Raw genomic sequence first — 26597 nt, 5'->3', positions numbered from 1 at the left:
GGGCGCGGCCGGGAGGGCGCACCCACGTGCTTTCCTCAGGGGACTGTTGGCGGTTGGCTCATCCGGTTTCAGGGCCGTGGTGTGGAAGCTATTCGGGTGTCCGGTCACCGTCGGAGTAGAGGCTGTCGATACCTTCTCCCCCAGTGCCTGCTCCGAGCCTCCGGAGGACATGTTCATCGGATGCGAGGAGCAGCGGGGGGAGGTCTCGCCTCAGCGCTTCCACGTCCCGGTCGTACAGCCAGCTCAGTGTTTGTTGAGACCAGTGTCGGACTGCCTCGGACGAAAAGAGGGGCCGCACGACTCCAGCCATTCCCCAGAAGGCCCGCTCCAGCGACTGGACGAGCAGGAAGTGCCCGGGACGATCCACCGCACCCGCTGCCATCCGGAGGAGCGCGAACTCCTGCGCCACCCAGCGCCTGGAGCCATCGTCCCAGCGCGCACCCTCACGAAGCGCGAAACAGGCATTCGAGAGCCGCTCGAGCTCCTTCTCGGAAGCGTGCTCGCAGGCGAGCACCAGTAACGTGACGAGCGTCTCCCGCTTCAGCTCGAAGTATCCCTCCAGCAGGCGTCGCCTTTCTGGCCGTGCGCTCTTCATGGCATGGATCACCACGCCCAGACTCTCGAGCGTCACGGCGTGCTCGACAGCCACTGCGCGTGACTGTCGCCCGGGGTGCCGCACGACCAGCCCACGCGCGGCCAGACGCAGGAGCGCCTCCCGAATCGTCCCTCGGGCCACGTCGTAGTGTTGGGCCAGCCTTCTCTCTGACGGAAGACCGCCACTCCTGGGCAGTCTGTCCTGCGAAATCATGCGCTCGAGATCCTCCTCGATGCGCGCGACGAGCTTCGTCGGTAACACGTGTTTCATGTCCGCCTCCCAGCTGGCGGCATTGCAGCAGGTGGGCCAGCCAGGGAACGGAGTCACAGCCGAGTGAGGAACGCTTCGCGTCCGTCGCTCGCACGGGATGCGTGTCCAACTCAGGGACACGGCACCCGGGGCATGGTGCCTGGAGAGCAGAAACCTGGAGCCGAGGCGTCCCTCCTGGCGCGCGATGCGTCGACTGGTCCAACAATCGGACCAGTTGCGCGAGCGCGCGCCCGGAGGGTCTCCCCCCGCGGGTTCGGACCCGTGCTCAGCGCTTGAGGGCAAGCGAGAGCGCGAAGTCGCCCGCCGCGTCCGTCCAGCGCTCGGCCAGGTACAGCCCCGCGGCCGCCAGCTCCGCCTCCACCTGCTCCGGGCGGAACTTGCAGCTCACCTCCGTGCGCAGCACCTCGCCCTCGGCGAAGTTCACGTAGCGCTCCAGCGCCGGCAGCTTCACCGTCTGCGCCCGCTGCGAGATGAGCCTCATCTCCACCCAGCCGTTCTCCTCGTCGAAGGGCGCCAGGTGCTCGAAGGCCTCGGGCGCGAAGTCCGCCCCCAGCTCGCGGTTGAGCACGTGCAGCACGTTGCGGTTGAAGGCCGCCGTCACCCCCGCGCTGTCGTTGTACGCCGCGAAGAGCCGCTTCCGGCACTTGAGCAGGTCCGTCCCCAACAGCAGCCCCTCGCCCGGCTCCATCCCCGAGGCCAGTTGCCCGTAGAAGCGCGCGCGCTCGGCCGGCTTCAGGTTGCCAATGGTTCCTCCCAGGAAGGCCACCAGCCGCCGGCCTCCCTTCGGCAGCCGCTCCAGGTGCCGCTCGAAGTCCCCCACCACCGCGTGCACCCGCAGCCCCGGGTACTCGCCCGCCACCGCCCGCGCCGCCTGCCTCAGGAAGGCCTCGCTCACGTCGAAGGGCACGAAGCGCTCCAGCCTCCCCGTGCTCCGCAGCGCGTCCAACAGCAGCCGCGTCTTCTCGCTGCTCCCGCTGCCCAATTCAATCAGCGTGTCCGCCCCGCTCGCCCGGGCGATGTCCCCGGCGTGCGCCAGGAGGATTTCCCGCTCGCGCCGCGTGGGGTAGTACTCCGGCAGCCGGGTGATTTCATCGAAGAGCTGGCTGCCCCGCTCGTCATAGAGCCACTTGGGAGACAGCTCCCTCAGCCCGCCCTCCCCGCACAACCCGGCCAGCACCTCCGAGCGCAATGCCCGCTGCGCGTCCCCTGGCCGCACGTGCACCTCCACCGTCACCTCCGGCTCGCGCCGCATCCCCAGTCCCGTGCCGCCCATCCATCCCCCCTGTTGCATGTCTCACCTCGCGTCCCGCGCGCACCTGAAGCCGGCGAAGATCTGCCGGCGGATGGGGTAGTCCCAGTTGCGGAAGCTGTTGCGCACCGCCACCGGCGCGCTCGCCCACGCCCCGCCCCTCAACACCCGGTACTCCGTCCCGAAGAACACCTCCGAGTATTCCCGGTACGGAAATGATTTGAACCCAAAGTAACCATCGAAGGTGCTGGAGGTCCACTCCCAGACATCCCCGAGCAGCCCCCAGACGCCGTCCACGCTCTGCCCCGCCGGGTAGCCGCCAATGGGCGAGGGGCCCCAGGTGTCGCCGCCGAGGTTGGCGTGGCCGGCGTCCGGTGCCGCGTCGCCCCAGGGATACACGCGGGGCCGCCCGTCCGAGCCCGTCGCGGCCTTCTCCCACTCGGCCTCGGTGGGCAGCCGCTTGCCGGCCCAGCGCGCGTAGGCGTCCGCCTCGTACCAGCACACGTGCTGCACGGGCTCGTCCTTGGGCAGCGGCTCCACCCACCCGAAGCGCCGCCGCAGCCAGGTGCCGCCCTGCTGGGGCAGCCAGAAGAGGGGGTGGCGGATGCCCTGGGACTGAATCCACGCGAAGCCCTGGGGGTCCCACCAGCGGCTGTCGGTGTAGCCGCCGGAGTCGACGAAGACGGCGAAGTCCCCGTTGGTGACGGGGTGCGAGTCCAGGAGGAAGTCCGGCACGTGGACGGAGTGGGCGGGGCGCTCGTTGTCGTAGGCCCAGGGCGCGTCGCTGCCCAGGCGCACGGGGCCGCCGGGGAGGAAGACTTCGTGCTGGGCGGCGCGGGCGGGACGGGGACGGGCGAGCGCGGCGGGCCGGTACTCGTGGCTCGTCATGAGCTGCAGCGTGGCGGCGAGCGTCTCCAGGTGCTGCTGCTCGTGCTGGGCCACCATGCCGAAGACGAAGCCGCCGCGGAGCAGCGGGGCCGGCGAGTCCTCGGGGAGCTGCTGGAGCCATTCGAGCGAGGCCTCGCGGACGCGGGCGGCGTAGGCGAAGGCCTGCTCGGGGGTGAGCAGGGGCAGTTGGGAGCGCGAGGCGCGCGGGTGGCGGAAGGCGTCGTAGAGGGCGTCGAAGGCGGAGTCGGTGAGGGCGGGGGCGCCGAGCGCGCGCAGCAACCACTGCTCCTCGTAGTTGGCCAGGTGGGCCACGTCCCAGACGATGGGGGACATGAGGGGCGAGTGCTGGCGGGTGAGGGCGTCCTCGGGGAGGCCCTCGAGCATGCGCGACAGGCGCGCGCGCGCGGCGGTGAGCTCCGCGACGGCGGAGGGCTTCCAGGGACGAGGCTCCGGCTGGCCCGTGTCCCGGCGGGTCTCTAGGGGACTGCGCATCGTGCCTCCGAAGTTAGGGAGTGGTGGGGGGTGGGGGGAGTGTCCCCGTCCCGGCGCGCGAGCCCCCCGTGAGACAGCGTACGCCCGGCGGGCGCCGTGAGGGAGAAAGCAGGGGAGCCGGAGTCACGCGAGGGCACCGGGAGACGGGGACTTGGGATGTCTGGAGCCCTACAACCCCTCGCCCTCCGGGAGAGGGTCGGGGTGAGGGTGCCCGGGTCCCGGGTTGTGCCCGTGTGAAGCCCCCTCTCCCTCTGGGAGAGGGCTGGGGTGAGGGTCGTCGGGCGCAGAACGAATCCCCGGAGCGCGGAGCGGCTCGAGCGGAGTCACGCGAGACACTGAGGAGACGCCGTGGGCTCCTTTCCCAGGGGCAAGGATCTCGGCCCAGCACCTCGTGTCACCGGCCCGCCACGGGCCCGCTCCCGTGGCGAGCGAGGGCACGGGGGAAGAGACGCGCGGCCGGAGCTGTTCCCCCCTGTTGCCCGGCTGCCCCGCGGCGGCACATGCGCACGCGGGAGCCCGGAGTGGGAGAGACGCGATGGGACAGGCGCGGAACGGCCGTTCGGAGTGGTTCGAGTTGTCGGAGGAAGGCTGGAGGCGCTCCAACCGGGCCCGGCCGCTCGGCCAGCTCGTGCGCGAGGCGCTGCAGAACGCGTTCGACCAGGGGGCGCGCCGGGTGAAGGTGCGCCTGGAGGAGGACGAGGTCCGCATCGAGGACGATGCGCCCGCGGGCCTGGCGCGCGACGAGTTCGCCTTCACGGTGTTCCTCGGGGAGAAGGACACGCCGCCCACGTGGCGGGGGCGCAAGGGCCGGGGCCTCAAGGAGATGATCGCCGCGAGCGACCGGGCCGAGGTGGAGACGGTGGGGCGCACGCTCGTCTTCGACGAGACGGGGCGGCACGTGAAGCCCAACGCGCGGCAGGTGGGCACGTGCCTGCGGCTCTTCCGGCGCACGAGCGCGCGCGAGCGCGACGAGGCGGTGCGGCTGTTGCGCCTCACCATCGCGCCGCCGGGGGTGGAGCTGCTCATCAACGGGCGGGCGGTGAGGCCGCCGAGGGCGATGGACTCGCTGGAGGGCTGCCCGCTGGAGACGGTGGAGCTGCACCGGGGCGTGGAGCGGTACGTGGAGCGGGGGGCGCGGGTGGACCTGTACTACCCGAGGCCCGGCGAGACGCCGCACCTGTACGAGCTGGGGCTGCCGGTGGAGCCGCACCACCTGCCGTGGCACGTGGATGTGCAGCAGCGCATTCCCTTGGCGGCCGAGCGCGACGCGGCGAGGGACGGGTACAAGCGGCTGCTGGCGGGAATCCTCCTGGAGTCGCTGGCGCCGGAGCTGAGCCGGCAGGAGCTGGCGGGGGCGTGGGTGACGGAGGTGCTGGCGCACTTCACGCTGGGGGAGGAGGCGCTGGGGGCGTACGTGGAGAAGGTGCTGCCGGCGAGGGCGGTGCTGTCGGTGGGGCCGCGGGTGGATGACCGGGCGAGGCAGCTGGGGGCGAAGGTGGTGGAGCTGAGGGGGATGCCGCAGGCGGCGCTGGAGCAGTTGGAGACGGTGGTGGAGAGCGCGGAGGCGTACGTGGAGCGGATGGAGGGGCCGCCGCGGGACGTGGTGGTGGAGCCGGGGGCGAGGGCGGAGCGGCTGGTGGGGGTGGTGCGCTGCCTGTCGAGGGAGCTGACGGGGAGGGAGGTGGGGGTGGAGTTCTTCGAGCGCAAGGTGAGGGACGCGCGCGCGCACGTGGAGGCGGAGTACGACAGCGAGCGGCGGGTGCTGCGGGTGAACATGAAGGGGAGGGTGAGGCTGGACGAGCCGTTGGAGCCGAGGACGCTGGGCATCATCCTGCACGAGCTGGCGCACGAGGCGGGGGACGAGCACGACTTCGCGTTCATCGACCGGCTGGAGGGCTTCGCGGGCAAGGCGCTGCGCTGCCTGGTGGACCGGCCGGACTTGCTGGCGCCCTACGCGAGCCCGAGGAAGCGCACGGGGTAGAGGGGCGTCGCGACAATCCCTCCCCAACCGGCATGGGCTGCCCGTTTGGAGGCAGCCCATCCGGTTCTGCGCTCACTTGGGCTGGTCCCACGAGTAGTTTTCCACGGTGAGTACGTCACACTCTGTCCCCGCTATTTTTCTGCGGAAGCGAATAGCCGAATCCGACGTGATCGTGCCCAGAGTCCCGAGTACCCAGTCGTTGGCATTGTGGATGAGGCACTCCAATTCCTTCCCTGCCGCCGTTCTCGCCTTGCACCGGCCATTGATGACTCCCCCGCCGGCCGTCCATTCCAAGGAGCAGCCGATATACTGCGTATTGTCGGCACTGTTGCGCGCGTAACCCATCGAGCCCCAGGCCTCATTGGTGTTCGAGTTGATGGTGACCTGCCCCGAGGACTTGTAGCCGGCCCACGCCGCGGAACCGAATGCGGTGGCTGCGAGGAACAATCCACCTGCCGCGAGCTTCTTCACGTTGGGACTCATGTCGAGTTGCGTCTCCGTTGAGGGAAATCGGGGGACCGATACCCAGGCACGTTGGATGTGCCATGTTGAGAGAGCGCGAAGGTCGTGGATGTGAGGGAGAAGGTGCGGTGTCCTTGGAGCTCGGTCTTCTCCGAGCGGCCATGCAGCCCGCGCCCTGTTTCCTCAGGAGCCCTTGCTTCACGGCTCGACGACCCTGGCGTTGCCGCCACTGCGGCGGGTGGGCTCATGCTGCTGCGGGGCCACTTGCCGGGGGGCTGGCTCTGGCGGGTTGCTCTTGGCTTCGCATTGCAAGGAGCGGCATCTCCGCCGCCGGACGTCGAGTCCGTGCCGGAGGCGGGGGAGACATCGCTGTGCGGGCCGCTCCGCTCGGGGGACAAGGCGCGCGGGGTCCGGCCCGTCACTTGCTGTATGTCGCGCCATCGCCAGCGGCGGGCCGCGGGCGGAAGGACCTCGGGGAAGCGAGGTCGGGCGGGTGACGGGAAGGGCAGGAGGAGGTTGACCTTTCAGGTCACCTGCCCCACCCTACCCAGGTATGGTGCACGATCGACAGCGTGACGTGGATATCTTTCCCCGAGCCCCCACCCGGGAGCAGTGGGCGGCGATGAGCAGGGAGGAGCGGGAGCGGGTGGTGGAGTCTCTTCCCGCGGAGGTGACATGGGAGGAGATGCCAATGTCGGAGGGGGACCTGCACACCGAGGCGAAGTCGCGGGCGGTGGATGCACTCCGGGGCTACTTCAAGGCGCCGCGGCGCCGGGCGTACGTGAGCGCGGAGTTGCCCATCTACTATCCGGGGGAGAGGCGCTTCGCGCCGGACCTGCTGGTGGTGTTGGACGTGGAGCCGCACCTGCGCGGCAAGTGGGTGGTGAGCCACGAGGGCAAGGGGCTGGACTGGGTGATGGAGGTGCACGTGGGCGGCGACCGCAAGAAGGCCGCCGAGGACAACGTGCGGCGCTACGCCCGGCTGGGCATCCTCGAATACTTCATCTACGACCGCGCCAGGGCGCGTCTGGAGGCGTACCGGCTGCCCTCGCCCGATGCGAGGGAGTACGTGCGGATGGAGCCGAAGCAGGGCCGGTACTTCTCGGAGGTACTGGAGCTGCAACTGCAACTGGAAGGCGCGCGGCTGCGATTCTGGGCGGGCAACGCCCTGCTCCTGGAGACGGAGGAGATGACCGACCGGTTGAGGGAGATGTTGAGCAGGGAGCAGCGGCGGCTGGCGGAGCTCCAGGACGAGCGGGAGCGGCTCGAGGCCCGTGGGAAGTGAGTCCCCCGCCGCTCCCCCGCCCGCCTCACTTCACGGGCTCGACGACCATGGCGCTGCCGCCGCCGCGGCGGGTGGGCTCGGCGGCGGCGGTGACGGTGCCATCCGGGTGGAAGCGGATGGCGGTGAGCGCGCCGATCGGCCCCACATCGGTGAACCCATGCCCCATGGCGGTAAGCTCCGTGGCCTCGGGCGAGGCGATGAAGGCGGGCTCGGCCTGGCTCCGGTTATCCGTCGAGTTGCGCTGGGACACGCGAGGCGCGGCGAGGGCCTGCGCGATGGGCATGCCGAAGTCGAGGTGATTCACCAGCGTCTGTCCCACGGTGGTGATGATGGTGGAGCCGCCGGGGCTGCCGAGCGCGAGCACGGGAGCGCCGTCCTTGAAGACGAGCAGGGGGCTCATGCTGCTGCGGGGCCGCTTGCCGGGGGCGGGGGCATTGGGGTGGGGCGCGTCCGGGGAGGCGGGCAGGTCGAAGTCCGTCAGCTCGTTGTTGAGCAGGAAGCCGTAGCCGGGCACCACCATCCCGTTGCCGCCCTCGCCTTCAATGGTGCACGTGTACGCGACGATGTTGCCGGCGGCATCCGAGGTGGTGATGTGCGTGGTCTCCTTGTTGGGTGCCGTCTCCTCGGCGGCGGGGCGGGCCACCTCGGGCAGCGGCGGAGTCGAGGTGGAGGCCGCCCCCTGGAAGGGGAGGGGATTGCCGGGGGCCACGGCGGAGGTGGAGGCCCGGGCCTCGTGAATCGCCGAGCCGCGCTGCGCGGCGTAGTCATGGGACAGCAGCCCGGCCTCGGGGATGGAGACGAAGGCGGGGTCGCCGAGGAAGGCATTGCGGTCGGCGAAGGCGAGCCGCGAGGCCTCCAGGTAGAGGTGGAGGAAGCGGGCGTGGGACAGGGCGGAGGGCACGTAGGAGTCGAGCGGTTTCAACGTGAGGGCGAGCGTGACGCCGCCGCTGCCGGGGGCGCCCATGCCGTAGAGGGTGTGGCCGCGGTAGGTGCTCGTCACGGGCGGGCGGACGATGGCCTCGTAGCGCTCGAGGTCCGCCAGCCGCATCACGCCGGGGCGCACCTTGCGCGAGGCCCCGGGGACGAGCGGCGGCCGGGTGACGGTGGAGACGATGGCCTGGGCAATCTCGCCCCGGTAGAAGACGGGGACGCCGCCCTGGGAGACGAGCCGGTACGTCCTCGCGAGGCCGGGGTTCTTGAAGGTGGAGCCCACGGGCCAGGGCTGCCCATCGGGGCCGAGGAAGAGGGCGGCGGAGCTGGTGAAGTCGCGGAAGCGCTCGACGTTGTGGCGCGTCTGCTCGGCGAAGGTGGCGTCCACCGGGAAGCCCTGCTCGGCGACGTGGATGGCGGGCTGGAGGACATCGGCGAGGCGGCGCGAGCCGTAGCGGCGCAGGGCCTCGCTCCAGCCCATGAGGGAGCCGGGGACGCCCACGGACAGGCCGCTGGTGACGAATTCGTCGAAGGGCAGCGGCGCGCCATTCTCGTAGAGGCGCGAGCGCTCGAGGCCCGCGGGGGCCGTCTCCCGGTGGTCCAGGGTGACGACGCGCTTGTCCCGGGCGAGGTAGACGAGCATGAAGCCGCCGCCGCCGATGCCACAGGAGTACGGGTCGGTGACGCCGAGCACGCTGGCGGCGGCCACGGCGGCGTCGACGGCGTTGCCGCCGGAGCGCAGCACCTCGATGGCGGCGGAGGTGGCGCGCACGTCCACGGTGGCGGCGGCGCCTCCGCGTCCGGTGGCGGTGGGGGTGGAGGCCGGGAGGGGCCGGGCCTCGGCGTGGGGCGCGGGGGAGGTGGCGCAACCGGGGCCGAGCCCCAGGCCCAGCAGCGCTGCACTGACGGAGAAGAGGAGCCTTCGCATGGGGGGCGGAGCCTACCAGCGGATGTCCATTTCCTGGCGCTCGCCTGTCTCGCGGTCTGAGAGGATTTCGGGCGGAGTACGCTGGCAGTGGAAGCGGGACGTACCCGGGTGCGCGCGGATGACAGGCATTGCACACGCGAGCCGGGCGTGTGTCGGGTTTGCGGCGTGGCGCGGGGGGAGCCGATTTGTCGGGCCCGGGCGCGTCCCTACCATGCACGCCCGGAAGCGACGTGGGGGGACGGCCGGTGGGGGCCGTGAGACGGGTACCGGGCCTCGGCCTCTGAGGGGCGGGCGGGAAACCCAGACATGTCTTGGGAGAATGCATGGACCATCGGGTCTGGTCTGCCTGGGAGGGGCCGGGGGACGCGCTGGCCTTCCTCCTGCGGCAGGAGGCGGGTGGGGTGGCCCGGAGGCGGGAGCACGCCTTCCGCCGGTACGGCTTCTCGGACGAGGACTGGAGCGTGCTCCAGGACGCGCCGTTGAGGGCCTTCCTCTGGGTGGCCACGGCGGACGGCCCGGCGGACCCGCGCGAGCGGAGGGCCTGCCAGCGGGTGCTGGAAGCGGGCCTGTACTCGCGCAGCCCGCTGCTGGGCCGCATCTGCGGCGAGTCCCTGCGCCAGCTCGAGGCCTGGGGGCCCGAGCGCCTGGGGGAGGTGCCCGACCTGGAGCCGCTGCGTCCGCTGGTGGCGCGCGTGGCGGAGCGGTTGGGACTGGGGGAGGCCGCGCGCCTGCACGGCTGCCTGCTGGAGGTGGGCCTGCGGGTGGCGAGGGCCTCCAACGGCTGGCGGGGCCGGCTGCTGGGCCGGGTGCGCGGCGAGGAGCGGCTGGCGCTGGAGACGCTGGCCGAGACGCTGGGGCCTCCGGACGCGGGCGTCTGACGCGGTGACGCCGTCGCGGTGACTCAGGTGGGCGACTCGCGCTGTCCCGGCCCCAGTCCCCACGGCCCGTGGCGGTGGGTGTCCTCCAGCTCGCGCAGCTGCATGCCGCGCATGATGTCCTCCTGGGTGACGGTGCCCACCAGCAGGCCGTCCTGCACCACGGGCAGCTGCGGCAGGCGGCGCTGCCCCATCTGGCGCAGGGCCTCCCAGGCGGTGGCGTCGGGGGTGAGCTCGGGCACGGGCAGCGCGGCCTCGCGCGCGCGCACCTGGGCCCGCTGGGACGCGGGCACCTGGCGCACCGTGGCCAGCGTCACCAGCCCCACCACGCGCCCGCCCTCGAGCACGGGCAGGGCCCGCCGCCGCTCGGCCTGCATGCGCGTGGCCACCTGCTCCAGCGAGTCCTCCGCCTCCACGGCGGCCGTGCGTGGCACCATCAACTCGCGCACGGGCACCCGGTTGAGCAGCGATTGCATGAGCACCTCGCGCGACTCGGCCTCGGCGCCCATGAAGACGAAGAAGGCGATGATGACGAGGATGAAGTTGCCGCCGAAGAGGCCCAGCATGCCGAAGAGCAGGGCGAAGCCCTTGCCGATGAGGCCGGCCGTCTGGGTGGCGCGGACCCGGCCGAGCCTGCCGGTGAGCACCGCGCGCAGGATGCGGCCGCCGTCCATGGGGAAGGCGGGCAGCAGGTTGAAGAGCCCGAGGAAGATGTTGAGCGAGCCCAGGTAGAAGAAGGCGAAGCGCAGGTTGAAGGAGCGCGCGCCCTCCAGCAGCACGTAGGTGGCGAGGAAGAGGCCGCCGAGCACCAGGCTGGTGACGGGGCCCGCGAGCGCCATGAGGGCCTCGTGGCGGGGCCCATCCGGCATGCGGGTGATGCGGGACACGCCGCCAATCATCAGCAGGGTGATGTCGGAGACCTCGCCGCCCTTGCGCAGGGCGTAGAGGGAGTGGGCCAGCTCGTGCACGAGCACGGAGAGGAAGAGGGCCACGGCGAGTCCCAGGCCCCACAGCATGGGGTGGCCCCGGAGGGCCTCGGGGGGCACGTCGGCGGCCAGGGCGGCGCCGCGGAAGGCCTGGCCGAAGAGGAAGGCCAGGAAGGGCAGCACCAGCAGGAAGGAGTAGTGCACCCGGATGGGAATGCCCCGCAGGGTGGCGATTCGGAAGGCTCCGCGCACGGTGTCACCTCGCTCTGGGAAAGGTGGGGACCGTCACGCGTTGAACCATCCGGCGGAGACACGGCGGGCCGCCACCCGGCCCGGGGCCGAGGAGGCGGGCGAGCGCTCGCCTCGACAGGCTACCCCCACGCCACTACTGTGCCCCGCCATGAAGCTCACCCTGCGGAACCTCGGACGGCTGCGCGAGGCGACGATCGACCTGGACAAGGACCTCATCCTCCTGACGGGGCCCAACAACACGTCCAAGACATACGTCGCCCATGCCCTCTACGGGTTTGGGAAGGAGAGCTTCTCGGATACCACCGTCGCGGCGAGAATCGTTCTCGACGAACTGGCCCCAGGGAACCCAGAGACCGAGCAACGCTTCGGATTCGACGTCATCGAATTCGTGGAGCGGTTCCTGCCAAGGCTCCTGGAGGAGAAGGCCAGGGCCTTTCTCACGGACCTTGCGGAAATCCTGGCCTCCAGTGAGGAGTTCGTTGCCCGGACCGAGGTGAAGCTGGAACTGGGCGCGGAGCAGTTGGCCCGGGCCAAGCATGACTTGCTCGCGCTGGAAGAGAAGCACGTGCTCAAGGAGATGGGGATGACCGAGCTGAAGTCCGCCGGAAGTCCCATCTGGAACTTTGACCGCCTGCCCAGGGCTTCCGCAGCGGGCGGAGGGGGGGCTCCCTCACCATCCCGTGGATTACTTTCGATGCGTGTCTTTGCCTCTGCGCGCCTCGGAAGTGTGCTCGATACGCATCTGCTGCGGATTCCGCCGCACACGCATGTGCTGACGGCGGAGCGGGCGGCCATCCAACTCTTCAGCCGGGAGTTATCGCTCAAGCGTACGGAGCTCGTGGATGACTTGTTGAAGCTCAAGAGTGGTCCCCGAGTAGATGCCGGACAAGCGATTGAGAATGCGCTGGAGCAGCGCGCCCAGCGCTATCCGCTCGCCATCCAGGATGGCCTGCTCATCGCCAATGATCTCGCGAGGTTCAAGGCGGTAAATTCCTCCTTCGCCCCACTCGCCGAGCAGTTGGAACGAGGGCTTCTCGGGGGGGCCATTCGCATCGATGAACAGGGCGAGATGTCGTTCCAGCCGAACGACTCGGATGCGCACCTGAGCTTGCATCTGTCGTCCTCATCGGTGAAATCCCTTGCGGGACTCTCCTTCTTCCTTCGCCACATCGCGAAGAGAGGCCAGTTCCTCATCATCGACGAGCCCGAGTTGAACCTCCACCCCGACAATCAGCGCAAGGTGGCCCGGGTGCTCGCTCGGCTCGTGCGCTCCGGCATCAAGGTGCTGATCAGCACCCACAGCGACTACATCATCCGCGAGCTCAACAACCTCATCATGCTGAGCGCCGACAAGGATGGGAGCGTGCGGCAGCGGCTTGGCTATGACGAGGGGGAGACGCTCTCGCCCGAGCAGGTGGGCGCCTACCTCTTCGACTCCGAGAAGGCGAACCCCATCACTGTCACCCCGACGGGAATCGAAGTGGCGACCATCGAGCGGGAGATCAACGCACTCAATGCCGTGTCGCAGGACATCTACTTCACCCTGTTTGGTGGCACGGGCGGATGACGGGCCTGCTCGACGCGGTGCGGGACATCCTCGAGCCGGGGCGCATCGTCCGCGCTCCCATGACGCTGGAGGAGGAAGCGGAGGCGAGCCGTTGCCCGCCCCTCCAGGTGCGGGGTTCCTCCCAGCACTGGGCCCTGCGTCTCCAATCGGATGACCACCTGCCCGTGCTGGCGGCGCTGGCCAAGGAGCGCAGCGTGCGCCGGCTGCCGGACTACCTCGTGTTCAGCGAGCCGCGGACCCCCGCGCAGCGGCCCGAGGACGTGGCCTTGCAGGTGCTGGTGTGCGAGCTCAAGTCCAGTGCGGTGGGAGCCGAGTCGGCCTTGGCTCAGGTCCAACTGGGCAAGTTGCTCGCCGAGTACCTGGTGCGGGTGGCCGCGCACACGCTGGGCGAGCCAGAGGCGCCGAAGCTCTGGTGCTGCGGGCTCATCGCCAGTCCGGAGTTTCCGGCGAGCATGCTCGCCAAGGGCGGCATGCGTCCGGGCAAGGTGGAATTGCCCAACCGTTTCGACAAGTTGTCGAGGATGCGCATCTACCACTCGCCGGGAGGCGTGGAACTCCGCCTGGAGAGCTTCTTTTCCTGACGTGGTGAGCGCACGGCCAGGGGCCTGACGCCACGAGGACGCCGGCCCGGGCCCGGGGGGCGTCAGATGTTGGGGCTGGGCTCGGAGATGCCCTCGAGGGTCTCGCCCACCTTGTGCTCGCTGACCTCGCCGGACAGGTCGCCCAGCGCGACGATGCCCACCAGCTTCTTGCTGCGGTCCACGACGATCATCCGGCGGATCTGCTTCACCTTCATCCGGCGCAGCACGTCGTCCACGTTGTCGTCATCGAAGCAGTACTCGATGCCGGAGCTCATCGCGTCAGCCACCTGGGTGGTGTTGGGATCCTTCCCCAGGGCGATGGCGCGCACGACGATGTCACGGTCGGTAATCATTCCGAGGATGCGCTCGCCGTCGCAGACGGGGAGGGGGCCCACGTTGAGGCTGCGCATCTTCTCGGCGGCGTCGCGCAGGGTGTCATTGGGGTTGATGACCTCCACGTCGCTGGACATCACTTCACGAATCATCTGGGCCATGGCCGCTCCTTGGTGGGTGCCCCTGGTGGGGGTGCCGGGAACCGACTCCTCTGGAGAACCGTGGGGAGCATCCCGGCGAGGGGCAACGCGGGCCGGGGCCGTCCACCCGGAGGGCGCGCGAGCGGACGGGGGCTCTCAAGGGGGAACGGGGAAGGCCAGGGTGGAGAGGAGGGCGTTCTCGGCCTGGCGGGAGTCCAGCCGGGTGTGTTGCACGACGATGGGGACGTCCGAGGTGAAGACGCTCGAGTAGTCGGTGTCGCGGGGGACGGGGGCGGGGTGCTGCAAGTCATTGAAGCGCAGGTGGAGGGTGCGGCGGGCGGGGACGGTGACGCGGTAGGGGCCCACGGGCTCGCGGTCGGCGAAGTAGAGGGTGACCTCGACGTGGGCATCCTGATCGCCGGTGTTGAGCAGACAGGCCGTCTCGTGGCTCGTCATGGCGGGCTGGGGCCCGGTGCTCTGGCTGGGGATGTAGCCCTCGGCGATGGCCCACTGCGTGTGTCCGATTGGCCTGCCCATGGTGGCCTCCTCGCGCGGCACTACCCTCCGTGAGGTGGGAAGGGGAGGCGAGGAGCGCAAGCAAGGGAGAAGGGCCCGGCTGGTTACTCCCTCTCCCTCAAGCCGGCGCCATCCACTGTCCGGGCTGGGGCGCATCCCGCCAGACATGGCGGCCGGAGTCCGGGTCCTTGTGGAAGCGCATGAAGTCTCCCAGCCCGGTGTCGAGCGCGCGCGCGTCCAGCGCCTCGGCCACCTTGCCAATCAAGTCGAGCACCTCATCCCCGGTGCCGTGGACGATGAGCTTCACGCGCGGGGTGGGCTCCCAGGGGCCGAGCTCGAAGGTGATGGAGAAGCCCTCTCCGTGGAAGGAGCCCTCGGCGGGGGTGGGGAAGAAGAGGGTGGGGAGCACTTCGCGCAGCCGGCGGATGACGGCCTCGCGAGGCCCGAGCGGCGGAGGCGACCAGCCTTCGGGGAAATCCCTCACCGAGTCGAAGCCCGCCGCGCCCATCAGGTAGATGATCCAGCTCATGCCGCACCTCGTGATCCACCAGCTTGATGAGAAACACAATACGGGAGGTGTCTGACGTTGCCGGATGAGGGGATTCAGGGGGGTTGAAGTGTCCGCTCGCCGCCGGACCCCCCCGACCGCGGTGCAACCCCGCGATCCGACGCGGGAAAAAACGGTTCAGAAAACCGCACGGGAGCACCCCTTCAGGAGGCGTCGGACCGCTGCCGGGCGCGAGGCCCTGAGCGGGAGGAGCGAAGGGGGGGACCTGCCGGAACTGGCCCGCGGCGGGATGGCCCTGACGTCCGGGCGCGCTATCCGACCTTCGCGCAGGGAGTCCGCGAGCAGGGCCCGTTGTCGGGTGCGAGGCCCCGGGAGGGCTCGGGAGCGGCAGCCAGGGTGTGCACTTGCAGCGAGGTGGAAGCGGACTGCGCGTGCGGCACCAGGCTGTCTGCAAAGTGCCAGCGTCGCTGGATACGCGAGCGGCCGTGTGGCCATGAACTCCAGGCCTGTCGTGATTGAGATAGGATTGGGAAAAGCTCGCGCGGCGGGGGCGGGCGGAAACGGCGACCATGCAGCCCAGAATGACGATGCGGACCACGTTGGAGGGGACGCACCCGGCGGATCCGGTGGCGTGGCTGCGGTTCATCCAGCGGGAGCTCTGGGTGAGCTGGCGCTTCGTGGGAGGAGACGTGTCGTCGGCGGTGGTGCCGCCGCTGCTGTTCATCGTGGCGGCGGGGGGCCATCACGGGCTGGGCGCGGGCGAGGTGTGGGGGGCGCTGGCGAGGGGCGTGCTGTACTTCTGGCTGTTCGCGTATGCCTTTGGGCTCTCCAACCAGCTGGTGGGGGTGGAGGAGGACCGGGTGAACAAGCCGCACCGGCCGCTGGTGCGCGGCGAGGTGTCGGTGCGAGGGACGCGCTGGCGGTGGGTGGCGTGCATGACGCTGCTGACGGGGGTGGGGTTCGGGTTCGGCGTCGGGAAGTGGGCGCTGCTGTGGCAGCTGATCATCGTGGTGCACAACGAGGCGGGGGGAGCGAAGCGGTGGTGGGCGAAGAACCTGCTGATTGCCTTGGGGGTGGTGACGCAGCTGGGGGCGGCGTGGGAGCTGGTGGGGCCGCTGACGGCGGTGACGTGGCGGTGGATTGGCTTGCTGGCGAGCGTGGTGTTCCTGCTGGTGTCGCTGCAGGACCTGCGGGACGTGGAGGGAGACAGGGCGAGCGGGCGCAAGACGTTCCCGTTGGTGTTCGGGGAGAAGCGGACGCGGTACGTGCTGGGGACGCTCTTCGGGCTGCTGCCGCTGGTCATCCACGAGGTGTTGATGAAGCCGCTGGGGCTGACGGCGGCGGTGGTGGCGTGTGACGTGGGGCTGGCGGTGGTGAGCGGGGTGATTGCGGTGCGGGTGCTGGGGTGGAGGACGCCGAAGGCGGACCACCGGACGTACCTGCTGTTCACCTACTGGTACTGCCTGGCGCTGCTGAGCACGATCGTGGTGCTGTGAGGGCTCAGCGCAGCTCGAGCGTGCGCACCATCTCATCGAGGACGGCCTGGTTGGCGGGGTAGTCGAGCCCGCGAACGGCGAGGGTGCTGACGCGGACGACGGAGTCCCCATCACCGATGGCGTAGAGGTACTCGCGGGTGCCCGGGGGGAGGAGGGGAGACTCCTGGGTGGCGCGCAATTCCAGACGGACGGCGGGGCGGCCGGCGAGGGTGAGCTGCTCCTGCTGGAGGACGTCGGAGCTGGAGCTGGTGTTGCCCTGCACGAAGGACTCGAGCGTCATGGGCTCGCGCTTGACGGAGATGGCGACGAGCGGCTCCTCGCTCTGGGGCTGCACCTCGAAGGCGGTGGGGTGGAAGAAGCGGCAGGGCTCCACGGCGTTGCCGGTGTTCGTCCGCCACGCGGAGGGATAGGCAATCGAGTAGCGGCTGGCGGGGTTGGAGCACCGGGTGAGCGAGGGCGCCTGGGGACGGGCCTCCACGCGCTGGGGCGCACAGCCGCCCGTGGCGAGCACGGCGAGACAGATCATCATCCGCACGGTCACACCTCCTGGAGTCACGAACCTGTCCGACTGTTGGACACCTTTTGAAAGAACGCGCCCGGAGGGTCCCCGGGGATGAACGGGCTCAGGGTTGCTGGAGCTCGAGGACGAAGCCCTCGGCCGTGTACGGCTCGGTGGGGCCCTGCTGGACACCGGTGCCGAAGTCGGCCGCGCCGTGGAAGGAGCCCGCGAGCACCAGCGCCTCACCGGACCAGGCCATGCCCGCCAGGGAGAGGGAGCCGGACGCGTCGAGCGGGGACCAGGTGCGGCTCCAGCGGAGGTGGCCCTGGGGTTCATACTCGCGGACGTGGAAGGCGCCCCGGGCGTAGGTGTAGGGCTCGGAGAACGTGCTGGCGACGGCGATTCTCCCCGAAGGGGAGATGGAGAAGGCACTGGCGCCCAGGGGGAGCGGCTGAGCCCAGGCGAGGTGCCCCTGCGCATCCAGCGCGATCAGGGTCGGTCCGGCGGCGCGCAGCATCCCCCCCGGCCACGTCAGCGTGCCCGTGAAGGAGCCCACGCCCACCACCATGCCCGAGGCCGTGGCCTGGAGGAGGTAGCGGTACGTGCCCACCCGGTCGGAGGGAAGCTCCCGGGCCCAGAGGAGCTGGCCCTGGGGCGAGAGCTTCATCACCACCACGGTGGCCTGCGAGTCCGCGCCGAAGGAGCGGCCCTGGAAGGTGGCCTTGCCCTCGAGCTCGCCCGCGACGAGCACGTTCCCCTGGGAGTCGAAGACGGGAGGCGAGTACTCGAAGGGGGTCTGCGGGTAGTCCGGTGGGAGGGGGCCCGGGGAATAGGAGTGCACGAGGGACCAGCGCGTTGCTCCCTGGCCGTGGTGGACGCCGATGCCCGCGGAGCTGAGGCTGTACGAGAGGAGGTGGCCGGCGGAGTCCTTGAAGAAGGGGCCGATGCCGCACTCGTCTCCACACAGGCCGATGACGGTGGGCTGGTTGCCGAGGGCATCGAACCCGTAGGCGATGGCACCGCCGGGGCCGGACTCCCCGTGGTTCCAGCCCCAGGCGAGGAGCTCGCCGGAGGGAGCCACGGACAGGCCCCGGAGCGAGACGTGCGGCGAGACGCCGGGGCGGGCCCAGAGCAGTTGCCCATGCGAGTCGAGCATGGAGGGAGCGGCGCCGTCGGGCGGCTGGGAGATGAGGGCGATGTGGGCGCGCGAGTCCGTGGCGAGGGCCGTCACCCGGTGCGGGAACGTCTTCACCCACGCGGTGGCAGGAGCGCTGCCGGGAGCCACGCAGACGGTGGCCAGGCGGTCCTCGCCGCAGGTCTGGCCGGAGGGACAGGCGTCACAGCGGAGCGTGCCACCGCAGCCGTCGGACAGCTCGCCACAGTGGGCGAGGGCGTCCTCGCAGGTGCGAGGAGTGCAGGCCTCGCAGCGCCCCTGTGCGCAGAGCTGGCCCGGCGCACAGCCGCCACACAGGAGGGAGCCGCCGCAGCCATCGTCGGCCACGCCACACTGGGCCCCGAGCAGTGCGCAGGTGCGCGGAGTGCAGGTGACGACGGGCGGGGTAGAGGGAGGCGGGTTGCCGGTGGGAGGCGTGCCGGTGGGAGGAGCCTCGGCCGGAGGCGTCGCGGCCGGTGGGGACTGAACCGGAGGCTCCTGCACGGGAGTGGAGGTGCAACCGGCGAGGCACAGCAGCACAAGGACAGACAAACCCCGGAGAGACATGGCTCTGGCTTCCTCCTGGGCGGCCAAGCTGGTGACGGGAGTGCCCGTGCGCCACGAGTGAGCGTCAGGAGTCAGGGCCAGACGACAGTAGAGGGAGGAGGGAGAAGGGCGGGCAGGCACGGCACCATTGGCTGGCCGGGGGAAGAGGCGCGGTATTTCCCCTCTCCCCTCGGGAGAGGGACGGGTGAGGGTATCGAGCATCCCAGGTTCCCCCCTCGAACCCCCGCGCGCGATTCCAGACAGTTCCCGTGCGCTCACGGTTCACAACTGGAAGCCCGCGAAGCGCGGTGATTGTTGCCCCCTCGGGTGCTCTCTAGGGTCGAAATCCCTGGGAGCCGGGCATCCGAGCGCGGTCCTCCAGGGTGCTCTATGGCCTGGATCTTCACACCTCGCGCGAACACCCTGGCCCGAGTCGCCGCGGCGGGGCTGTTGGCGACGCCGGTGCTCGGGGCGGTGGGGCTCTGGGCGTACGCGCGCAGCCCGCTCGCGCAGAACATGCGGCAGCCCATCCCGCAGCCGGTGCAGTTCGACCACCGGCACCACGCGGGGGACGAGGCCATCGACTGCCGCTACTGCCACAGCACGGTCGAAATCTCCTCGAGCGCGGGCTACCCCTCGCAGGCCACGTGCATGGGCTGCCACGGGCAGATCTGGAACCAGAGCCCGCTGCTCGAGCCGGTGCGCCAGTCCTACTTCGCGGACCGGCCGATTCCCTGGAGCCGGGTGCACGACCTGCCGGACTTCGTCTACTTCAACCACTCCATCCACGTGAACAAGGGGGTGGGGTGCGTGACATGCCACGGGAGGGTGGACCTGATGCCCTCGGTGCAGCAGGCGCAGCCCTTGTCGATGGGGTGGTGCCTGGACTGCCACCGCGACCCGGTGCCGAACCTGCGTCCCCAGGAAGCCATCACTTCGATGCGCTGGGAGCCGGGGCCCGGGGACCCTCGGCCCGAGGAGCTGGCGCGGCGCTACGACATCCAACCCCGGACGAACTGCACGACATGCCACCGCTGACCGACCGCTATCCGTTGCCCGTGCTCCAGGACCCGCCCGGGGCGGGAGATGCGCGTCCACGAGCCTGGCGCAGCCTGGAGGAGCTCCAGAACGCACCGGAGCTGGCGAGGGCGGCGGCGCATGAATTCCCCCCCGGTGCTACCGAGCCCCCGCGAGGCCTGGACCGGCGTCGCTTCCTGCAGCTGGCGGGAACGACGGCGGCGCTGGCGGGGCTGGCGGCGTGCAAGAAGCCGGCGGAGAAGGTGATGCCGTACACGCACCAGCCGGCGGACGTGAAGCCGGGCATTCCGAACGCATACGCGACGGCGTGGGAGCCGGAGGGCTACGGAGCGGGGCTGGTGGTGACGAGCTGGGAGGGCCGGCCGACGAAGGTGGAGGGCAACCCGGACCACCCGGCGAGCCTCGGAGCCACGAACCACCTCGCACAAGCGTTGCTGGTGGACCTCTACGACACCACGCGGGTGCGAGGCGTGAAGCAGCGAGGCACGCCGCGCTCCTTCAAGGAATACCTCCAGGAGCAGACGAGGCACGCGAGCCAACTGGAGGCGAGCGGAGGCGAGGGCCTGTGGCTGCTGCTGGAGCCCTCGGCATCGCCCACGAGGCGCGAGCTGGTGGAGCGCATCCGCCAGCGTTTCCCCAAGGCGCGCGTGGAGACGTACCACGCCCTCTCCCGGGAGAACGCGTACGAGGGAGCGAGACTCGCGTTCGGCCGGCCGTTGGAGACGCGGGTGCGCTACGACGAGGCGCGGGTGGTGCTGTCGTTGGACGCGGACTTCCTCACCCAGGGCCCGAACGCACTGCGCGAGGCGCGCGAGTTCTCCCGCTCGCGGAGGCCGGAGCGAGGGGAGATGAGCCGGCTGTACGTGGCGGAGGCCCACTACAGCGTGACGGGGATGAACGCGGACCACCGCTTCCGGATGAAGCCCTCGGAGGTGGAGCGCTTCGCCCTGGCGGTGCTGGGCGAGCTGGCGCGAGCACAGCAACTGCCGGGGCTCGAGCGCTACCGGGAGCTGGAGCTGGGCTGGCCGGAGAAGGCGCGCGAGGTGCGAGCGGTGGCGGGGGACCTGGCGAGGACCGGGGAGCGCGCCGTCGTCGTGGCGGGCGAAAGACAACCACCGAGAATGCACGCGCTGGCGCACCTGCTCAACACCGCGCTCGGGAGCCAGGGAAGACTCATCACGCTGTACGAGCCCGGAGTGGAGGCGGTGCGAAGCGGGCCGGAGGTGTTGCGCGAGCTGTCCGAGGCGGCGAGCGCGGGCCGGGTGGACACGCTGGTGGTGACGGCCTTCAACCCGGTCTACACGGCGCCGGTGGGAGTGACGCTGGGGGCGGCGCTGAGCGCGGTGCCCAACGCGGTGTACCTGGCGTTGCGAGAGGACGAGACCTCGAAGCACAGCGCGTGGGTGCTCCCGGCGGCGCACGTGCTGGAGTCCTGGGGAGACACGCGAGCGGTGGATTGGACGGCGAGCATCCTCCAGCCGCTCATCGAGCCACTCTTCCAGGGGCTGACGGAGCTGGACGTCCTCTCCCCGTTCGCGGGAGTGGCGGAGCAGACGTCGCACCAACTGGTGAAGGCGCACTGGCAGCGAAGCACGGGGAAGTCAGGCCCAACCTTCGACGACACGTGGGACCAGTGGCTGGCGGTGGGCACCATCCCCGGCACCCAGACACAAGGCACTCCGGCCACGCTGGACACGGGAGCAGTGGAAGAGAGCATCCGTTCCTTCGCGCGTAAACCCTGGCAGGGCCTCGAGCTGAACCTGCTGCCTGGCTACAAGATGCGGGACGGGCGGTACTTCCACAACGCGTGGCTGCAAGAGCTGCCGGATCCGCTGACGATGCTCTCGTGGAGCAACGCGGCGCTGCTCAGCCCGCGCACGGCCGAGCGCCTGTCCCTGAAACCACGGGACAAGGTCAAGCTGACGTTCCGGGGGCGCTGGGTGGAGGCACCGGTGTACGTGCTACCCGGGCACGCGGACGACACGGTATCGCTGGAGCTCGGCTGGGGGCGCGAGTGGAGCGGCAGCGCGGACGAGCCCGAGGTGCACGGAGTCAACGCATACCTGCTGCGGCACGGGGACGCGCCGTGGTTCGCCGAGGGCCTCCAGGCCGAGAAGTCCGAGGGACGCGGACGCTACGCGACCTCGCAGGACCACTGGTCGATGGAGGGCCGCGAAATCGCGCTCCAGGACACGCTGGAGACGTTCGAGAAGAAGAAGCCCGAGTACCTCGAGCACCTGAAGGGCCCGGAGGAGAAACTCTACGAGCCCTTCAAGTACGGCGAGCCCTACCAGTGGGCGATGGCGGTGGATCTGAACCGGTGCATCGGGTGCGGGGCGTGCACGGTGGCGTGCCAGGCGGAGAACAACATTCCGGTGGTGGGGCGGGAGCAGATGGAGCGGGGCCGGGAGATGTACTGGCTGCGAGTGGACCGGTACTTCGAGGGCTCGTCGGAGGAGCCGAAGGCAATCCCACAGCCGATGATGTGCCAGCACTGCGAGGCGGCGCCGTGCGAGTACGTGTGCCCGGTGAACGCCACCGTCCACTCGGACGAGGGCCTCAACGAGATGGTCTACAACCGGTGCGTGGGCACGCGGTATTGCAGCAACAACTGCCCGTACAAGGTGCGCCGGTTCAACTACCTCGACTACCGGCCGAAGGTGACGGAGCTGGAGAAGCTGGGCTTCAACCCGGACGTCACGGTGCGGATGCGCGGAGTGATGGAGAAGTGCACGTACTGCGTGCAACGGATTGAACGGGCCCGCATCGAGGCGCGCAAGGAGCGGAGGCTCATCGACACCCAGTCCCTCCAGTCGGCGTGCGCGCAGGTGTGCCCGACGGAAGCGATCGTCTTCGGCTCGCTGCACGCGAAGGACTCAGAGGTCGCGAAGCGCCACGAGGACCCGAGACACTACGCGGTGTTGCACGAGCTGGGAACGAAGCCGCGCACGGCGTACCTGGCGCGCATCAAGAACCCGAACCCGGAGCTCGAGCATGGCTGATCCGCTGGAGCCCATCCCGCTCATCGAGGGAGCGCAGAGCGCGGAGAGCCTGACGGGCTCGCTGCTGAAGCCCACCGAGCGGAAGGCGGGCCGGGTGTGGTGGGCGCTGTTCTTCCTGACGCTGGGAGGGACGGGACTCTTCGGGCTATCCATCGCGGTGACGCTGGTGCGAGGCATTGGCGCGTGGGGCAACAACATCCCGGTGGCGTGGGCGTTCGGCATCATCGACTTCGTGTGGTGGATTGGCTTTGGCCATGCGGGGACACTCATCTCCGCCATCCTGGTGCTCTTCCAGCAGAAGTGGAGGGCCTCGGTGAACCGCTTCGCCGAGGCGATGACGCTCTTCGCGGTGATGCAGGCGGGGCTCTTCCCCCTGCTGCACCTGGGGAGGCCGTGGCTCTTCTACTGGCTGGTGCCCTACCCGAGCACCATGAAGGTCTGGCCGCAGTTCAGGAGCGCGCTGCCGTGGGACATGGTGGCCATCACCACGTACTTGCTGGTGTCGCTGATGTTCTGGTACCTGGGGCTGCTGCCGGACCTGGCGGCGGCCCGAGACCGGGCGGCGACGCCGCGGAGACAGTTCTGGTACGGGCTGTTCTCGCTGGGGTGGACGGGCTCGGCGAGACACTGGCACCACTGGCGCACGGCGTACCTGCTGATGGCGGGGCTGGCCACGCCGCTGGTGCTCAGCGTGCACACCATCGTCAGCTTCGACTTCGCGATTGCCCAACTGCCGGGGTGGCACTCGACCATCTTCCCGCCCTACTTCGTGGCGGGGGCCATCTTCTCGGGGCTCGCGCTGGTGCTGACGCTGCTGTTGCCGGTGCGCCGGCCGCTGGGCCTGCACCACGTGATTACGGACAAGCACGTGGACATCCTGGCGAAGCTGCTGCTGGCCACGGGGCTGATGGTCTCGTACGGCTACCTGCAGGAGCAATTCTTCGCCTGGTACAGCGGCGACGAGTACGAGATGGCCACGTATGCCTTCAAGCGCACGGGCACGTGGGGCTGGCTCTTCTGGCTGCAGATGACCACCAACGTGCTGGTGCCGCACCTCTTCTGGTTCTCGAAGCTGAGGACCAACGTGGTGGTGGTGTGGTTCGCCGCGCTGGCGGTGGACATGGGCATGTGGGTGGAGCGCTTCACCATCATCGTGCCGTCGCTGGCGCATGACTTCCTGCCGCGCAGCTGGGAGCACTACTCGCCCACCTGGGTGGACTTCGGGCTGCTGTTCGGCTCGATGTGCTTCTTCGGCTTCCTCTTCCTGCTCTTCCTCAAGTTCATCCCGCCCGTGCCCATCAGCGAGGTGAAGGAACTGCACCAGGAGCTGAGCAAGGAAGAGGCCCCCCCGCTGCGCGAGAAGGAGGCCTGAGCCATGCGCTACTGGGTGGTGGGAGAGTTCGGCTCGGGGGACGAGGTGAAGAAGGCCCTGCGGCGGCTGGGCGAGCTGGGGTACGCGAAGGAGACGCTGGATGCCTTCTCGCCATACCCGGTGGAGGGAATCGAGGAGGTGCTGGAGCTGAAGCCCTCGCCGCTGCGCGGGTGGGCCTTCGTGGCGGGGCTGACGGCGGCGGGGGGCGCGTACGCGCTGCAGTGGTGGACGAACGCGGTGGACTACCCGCTCAACGTCGGCAACCGCCCGCTGCACGCGGGAGCGGCCTTCGTGCCCATCACGTTCGAGACGATGGTGCTGTGCGCCTCGCTGACGCTCTTCTTCGGGCTGATGTGGCTGTTCCGCTTCCCGAGGCCGCACCATCCGCTCTTCGAGCTGGAGTCCTTCCGCACGGCGTCGACGGGAGGCTTCTGGGTGAGCGTGACGACGAAGAAGCGGGAGGAGGCGGAGCCGGTGCTGCGGCACCTGCGCGAGCTGGCGGCGAGGAACACGGCGGTGGTGGAGGAGAAGGAATGAGGCGCCTGCTCCTCGTGCCGCTGGCGTGGATGCTGGCGGGCTGCCCGGTGGACTTCCAGGGGTGGGGAGGGATGAAGCAGCAGCCCAAGGCGCTGCCCTACCGGGAGAACACCTTCTTCGCGGACGAGCGGGCGATGCGCCAGCCCCCCGCGGGCACGGTGCCGAGGGACAGGCGAGGCAAGGACCGCTTCTTCCTCACGGGGCGTGACACGCCGGATGGCGGGTACGTGGAGACAATCCCTCTCACCCTGACGACGGAGCGGGTGGAGAGCGGGCAGCGCTCCTTCGACATCTACTGCGCGACGTGCCACGGGGTGCTGGGGGACGGGGTGGCGCAGGTGGCGAGGAACATGGGGCTGCGCGAGCCGCCGTCGCTGGTGGACCTGCCGGCGTACCCGGACGGGTACTACTACGACGTCATGACGCAGGGGTACGGGCTGATGCCGTCCTACGCGGACAAGCTGACGCCGGAGCAGCGGTGGGCGGTGGTGGCGTACGTGCGAGCGCTCCAGGCGAGCCAGCGGGCGAGGCTGGAGGACGTGCCGCCCGAGGCGAGGCCGCAACTCGAGAAGGAGGGCACTCCATGAAGGTGATGGAGCGCTTCACGGGAGGGCGAGCGCCCATGCTGGCCGCGGGGGCGGTGGGCGCGGTGGGGCTGGGCGTCACGGGGCTCGGCTTCGCGGTGGACACGAGACGAGCGCTCTTCAGCTACCTGTTCGCCTTCGCGTACTGGGCGGGGATCGCGGTGGCGTCGCTGGTGCTGCTGGGGGCGTGGCACGCGTCGAAGGCGCGCTGGCCGGTGGTGCTGCGGCGCATGTTGGAGACGATGGCGGCGACGCTGCCCCTCTTCGCGCTGCTGTTCCTGCCCATCCTCCTGGGGGCGAGCCACCTCTACCCATGGCTGGGCGAGCCGCCGCCGCTGTCCGAGAAGGACCTGAAGAAACTGGAGCACAAGCGGGCGTGGCTGAACCTGCCGTTCTGGGTGGTGCGCTCGGTGCTGTACTTCGCGGTGTGGAGCGCGGTGGGGGAGCTGCTGCTGCGCTGGTCGCGGAGGCAGGACGAGACGGGAGACCTCACGCTCACGCGGTGGCAGTGGTGGCTGGGGGCGGGGGCGCTGCCGGTGGTGGGGCTGGCGATGTCGTTCGCGTCGTTGGACTGGCTGATGTCGCTGGAGCCGCTGTTCGTCTCGACGGTGTACGGGTTGTATTGGTTCTCGGGGGCGTTCGTGGGGGCGCTGGCGATGCTGACGCTGGCGACGACGCTGGCGCGGGGGCCGAACCTGTATGGCGAGCTGGTGAATGACTCGCACCGGGCGAGCCTGGGCAAGTTTCTGTTCGCCTTCAGCGTCTTCTGGGCCTACATGGCCTTCAGCCAGTTCTTCCTCATCTGGATTGCCGACCTGCCGCACGAGGTGCCCTGGTACGTGCTGCGAGCCAGGGGCGCGTGGGAGCCGGTGGCGCTGTTCATCGTGAACGCGCGCTTCGTGTTCCCCTTCCTGGTGTTGCTGTCGAGGCCCTTCAAGCAGCACCGGAGGACGCTGACGGTGGCGGCGGGGTGGCTGCTGGCGGCGCACGCGGTGGACACGTGGTGGCTGGTGATTCCGGTGGTGAGCCCTGGGGGGCCGAGCCTGCACTGGGCGGACGTGTCGGCGTTCCTGGGAGTGGGAGGAGCGGCGGTGGCCTTCACGCTGTGGAGGCTGAGGGGGCACGCGACGGTGCCGGTGGGAGACCCCTACCTGCACGAGTCCCTGGGGTACGGCGAATGAGCGGCGAGGACGAATCCAAGGGGGAGTGGAAGACGCCCGAGCGCGACGAGCGGCCGGTGAGCGGGAGGCGTGTGAGCGGGGTGTTCGCCGGGGCGCTGATCATCTTCACGTTCTTCGTGGTGGCCGCGTGGGCGCAGCTCCAGCAGCGCCTGAAGACGCTGAGCCCCGCGGGGCCCTCGCAGCCCCAGGCGCTGGGACGAGCGGAGCTCAACATCGTCAACACGGGGCTCTTCCAGCTGGACACGCGGGCGGAGGACGAGAAGGCCGGGCAACAGCGGAAGCTGCACGGGTACGGCTGGGTGGACCGGGACGCGGGGGTGGTGCACATCCCCATCGAGCGGGCCATCGAGCGCGTGGTGGCCGGGCAACCGCGGCGGGATGGAGGCGGGCCATGACGCCAGCGGACGAGTC

General features: G+C 70.0%; 24 protein-coding genes. 13 read left to right on the top strand and 11 right to left on the bottom strand.

Annotated elements, in window-relative coordinates; genetic code table 11:
- Positions 1–88: 88 nt before the first annotated feature.
- The 3 genes from NR798_RS47410 to egtB all read right to left on the bottom strand — a co-directional run bounded on the left by NR798_RS47410 (position 89) and on the right by egtB (position 3494).
- Positions 89–865, bottom strand: a complete 777-nt coding sequence (locus NR798_RS47410) for a FadR/GntR family transcriptional regulator (protein ID WP_375769261.1) — start codon at positions 863–865, stop codon at positions 89–91.
- Between the two features lie 265 nt (positions 866–1130).
- Positions 1131–2156: an L-histidine N(alpha)-methyltransferase gene (gene egtD / locus NR798_RS47405; RefSeq protein ID WP_375769260.1), complete on the bottom strand. Its 1026-nt coding sequence runs from the start codon at positions 2154–2156 to the stop codon at positions 1131–1133.
- Positions 2157–2159: 3 nt separating this feature from the next.
- Complete coding sequence (gene egtB, locus NR798_RS47400; RefSeq protein WP_375769259.1) at positions 2160–3494, bottom strand: ergothioneine biosynthesis protein EgtB; 1335 nt, start codon at positions 3492–3494, stop codon at positions 2160–2162.
- A gap of 535 nt (positions 3495–4029) precedes the next feature.
- Here egtB and NR798_RS47395 point away from each other — a divergent pair.
- Positions 4030–5475, top strand: a complete 1446-nt coding sequence (locus NR798_RS47395; protein WP_375769258.1) for an ATP-binding protein — start codon at positions 4030–4032, stop codon at positions 5473–5475.
- A 72-nt stretch (positions 5476–5547) separates the two neighbouring features.
- Here NR798_RS47395 and NR798_RS47390 read toward each other — a convergent pair whose 3' ends face one another.
- Positions 5548–5946 carry a hypothetical protein gene (locus tag NR798_RS47390; RefSeq protein ID WP_375769257.1) on the bottom strand — a complete coding sequence of 133 codons (399 nt, stop codon included), beginning with the start codon at positions 5944–5946 and terminating at the stop codon, positions 5548–5550.
- Positions 5947–6628: 682 nt separating this feature from the next.
- On the opposite strand from NR798_RS47390, the gene NR798_RS47385 reads away from it, so the two are divergent.
- The gene (locus tag NR798_RS47385) at positions 6629–7222 is read left to right on the top strand and encodes a Uma2 family endonuclease (protein ID WP_375769256.1); all 594 of its coding nucleotides are present in this window, start codon (positions 6629–6631) and stop codon (positions 7220–7222) included.
- 25 nt (positions 7223–7247) lie between these two features.
- On the opposite strand, the gene ggt is transcribed toward NR798_RS47385, so the two are convergent.
- The gene (gene ggt, locus NR798_RS47380) at positions 7248–9080 is read right to left on the bottom strand and encodes a gamma-glutamyltransferase (protein ID WP_375769255.1); all 1833 of its coding nucleotides are present in this window, start codon (positions 9078–9080) and stop codon (positions 7248–7250) included.
- 323 nt (positions 9081–9403) lie between these two features.
- Between ggt and NR798_RS47375 the strand changes: the two genes are divergently transcribed.
- Positions 9404–9958, top strand: a complete 555-nt coding sequence (locus tag NR798_RS47375) for a hypothetical protein (RefSeq protein WP_375769254.1) — start codon at positions 9404–9406, stop codon at positions 9956–9958.
- Between the two features lie 23 nt (positions 9959–9981).
- Here the strand turns inward: NR798_RS47375 and NR798_RS47370 are convergent, their stop codons facing one another.
- Positions 9982–11133 carry a site-2 protease family protein gene (locus tag NR798_RS47370; RefSeq protein ID WP_375769253.1) on the bottom strand — a complete coding sequence of 384 codons (1152 nt, stop codon included), beginning with the start codon at positions 11131–11133 and terminating at the stop codon, positions 9982–9984.
- Between the two features lie 148 nt (positions 11134–11281).
- On the opposite strand from NR798_RS47370, the gene NR798_RS47365 reads away from it, so the two are divergent.
- Together NR798_RS47365 and NR798_RS47360 are read left to right on the top strand one after the other, a co-directional pair.
- Positions 11282–12700 (top strand): AAA family ATPase, encoded by a 1419-nt coding sequence (locus NR798_RS47365; protein WP_375769252.1) that lies wholly within the window; start codon positions 11282–11284, stop codon positions 12698–12700.
- Positions 12697–13281 carry a hypothetical protein gene (locus NR798_RS47360; RefSeq protein WP_375769251.1) on the top strand — a complete coding sequence of 195 codons (585 nt, stop codon included), beginning with the start codon at positions 12697–12699 and terminating at the stop codon, positions 13279–13281. Before NR798_RS47365 ends, NR798_RS47360 begins: the two co-directional genes overlap by 4 nt.
- A gap of 62 nt (positions 13282–13343) precedes the next feature.
- Here the strand turns inward: NR798_RS47360 and NR798_RS47355 are convergent, their stop codons facing one another.
- The 3 genes from NR798_RS47355 to NR798_RS47345 form a co-directional block, all read right to left on the bottom strand.
- On the bottom strand, positions 13344–13775 hold the full coding sequence (locus NR798_RS47355) for a CBS domain-containing protein (RefSeq protein WP_375769250.1): 432 nt from the start codon (positions 13773–13775) through the stop codon (positions 13344–13346).
- 135 nt (positions 13776–13910) lie between these two features.
- Positions 13911–14291 carry a sensory rhodopsin transducer gene (locus NR798_RS47350; protein ID WP_375769249.1) on the bottom strand — a complete coding sequence of 127 codons (381 nt, stop codon included), beginning with the start codon at positions 14289–14291 and terminating at the stop codon, positions 13911–13913.
- 97 nt (positions 14292–14388) lie between these two features.
- Positions 14389–14799, bottom strand: coding sequence for a hypothetical protein (locus NR798_RS47345; RefSeq protein ID WP_375769248.1), 411 nt, complete (start codon positions 14797–14799; stop codon positions 14389–14391).
- 548 nt (positions 14800–15347) lie between these two features.
- Here NR798_RS47345 and NR798_RS47340 point away from each other — a divergent pair.
- Positions 15348–16274: a UbiA family prenyltransferase gene (locus tag NR798_RS47340; RefSeq protein ID WP_375769247.1), complete on the top strand. Its 927-nt coding sequence runs from the start codon at positions 15348–15350 to the stop codon at positions 16272–16274.
- Positions 16275–16278: 4 nt separating this feature from the next.
- On the opposite strand, the gene NR798_RS47335 is transcribed toward NR798_RS47340, so the two are convergent.
- Positions 16279–16809, bottom strand: a complete 531-nt coding sequence (locus NR798_RS47335; protein WP_375769246.1) for a hypothetical protein — start codon at positions 16807–16809, stop codon at positions 16279–16281.
- Between the two features lie 88 nt (positions 16810–16897).
- Positions 16898–18493, bottom strand: a complete 1596-nt coding sequence (locus tag NR798_RS47330) for a hypothetical protein (RefSeq protein WP_375769245.1) — start codon at positions 18491–18493, stop codon at positions 16898–16900.
- Between the two features lie 369 nt (positions 18494–18862).
- On the opposite strand from NR798_RS47330, the gene NR798_RS47325 reads away from it, so the two are divergent.
- Genes NR798_RS47325 through NR798_RS47295 form a run of 7 tightly spaced genes read left to right on the top strand, consistent with a single transcriptional unit; the run spans position 18863 to position 26581 of the window.
- The gene (locus tag NR798_RS47325) at positions 18863–19510 is read left to right on the top strand and encodes a cytochrome c3 family protein (RefSeq protein ID WP_375769244.1); all 648 of its coding nucleotides are present in this window, start codon (positions 18863–18865) and stop codon (positions 19508–19510) included.
- Entirely contained in the window at positions 19498–22512 is a 3015-nt protein-coding gene (locus NR798_RS47320; RefSeq protein ID WP_375769243.1) for a TAT-variant-translocated molybdopterin oxidoreductase, read from the top strand. The genes NR798_RS47325 and NR798_RS47320 overlap by 13 nt, the downstream gene beginning before the upstream one ends.
- Positions 22505–23884 (top strand): NrfD/PsrC family molybdoenzyme membrane anchor subunit, encoded by a 1380-nt coding sequence (nrfD, locus tag NR798_RS47315; protein ID WP_375769242.1) that lies wholly within the window; start codon positions 22505–22507, stop codon positions 23882–23884. The genes NR798_RS47320 and nrfD overlap by 8 nt, the downstream gene beginning before the upstream one ends.
- 3 nt (positions 23885–23887) lie before the next feature.
- Positions 23888–24421 (top strand): DUF3341 domain-containing protein, encoded by a 534-nt coding sequence (locus NR798_RS47310; protein WP_375769241.1) that lies wholly within the window; start codon positions 23888–23890, stop codon positions 24419–24421.
- Positions 24418–25008 (top strand): c-type cytochrome, encoded by a 591-nt coding sequence (locus NR798_RS47305; protein ID WP_375769240.1) that lies wholly within the window; start codon positions 24418–24420, stop codon positions 25006–25008. The genes NR798_RS47310 and NR798_RS47305 overlap by 4 nt, the downstream gene beginning before the upstream one ends.
- Entirely contained in the window at positions 25005–26186 is a 1182-nt protein-coding gene (locus NR798_RS47300) for a hypothetical protein (RefSeq protein WP_375769239.1), read from the top strand. Before NR798_RS47305 ends, NR798_RS47300 begins: the two co-directional genes overlap by 4 nt.
- On the top strand, positions 26183–26581 hold the full coding sequence (locus NR798_RS47295; RefSeq protein ID WP_375769238.1) for a hypothetical protein: 399 nt from the start codon (positions 26183–26185) through the stop codon (positions 26579–26581). Before NR798_RS47300 ends, NR798_RS47295 begins: the two co-directional genes overlap by 4 nt.
- Positions 26582–26597: the final 16 nt, after the last annotated feature.

This window comes from Archangium gephyra (genome assembly GCF_042230915.1).
GTDB classification, from domain to species: domain Bacteria; phylum Myxococcota; class Myxococcia; order Myxococcales; family Myxococcaceae; genus Archangium; species Archangium gephyra_B.
Note: the sequence above shows the minus strand (reverse complement) of the source record. Positions and strands in the feature narration are given on the sequence as shown.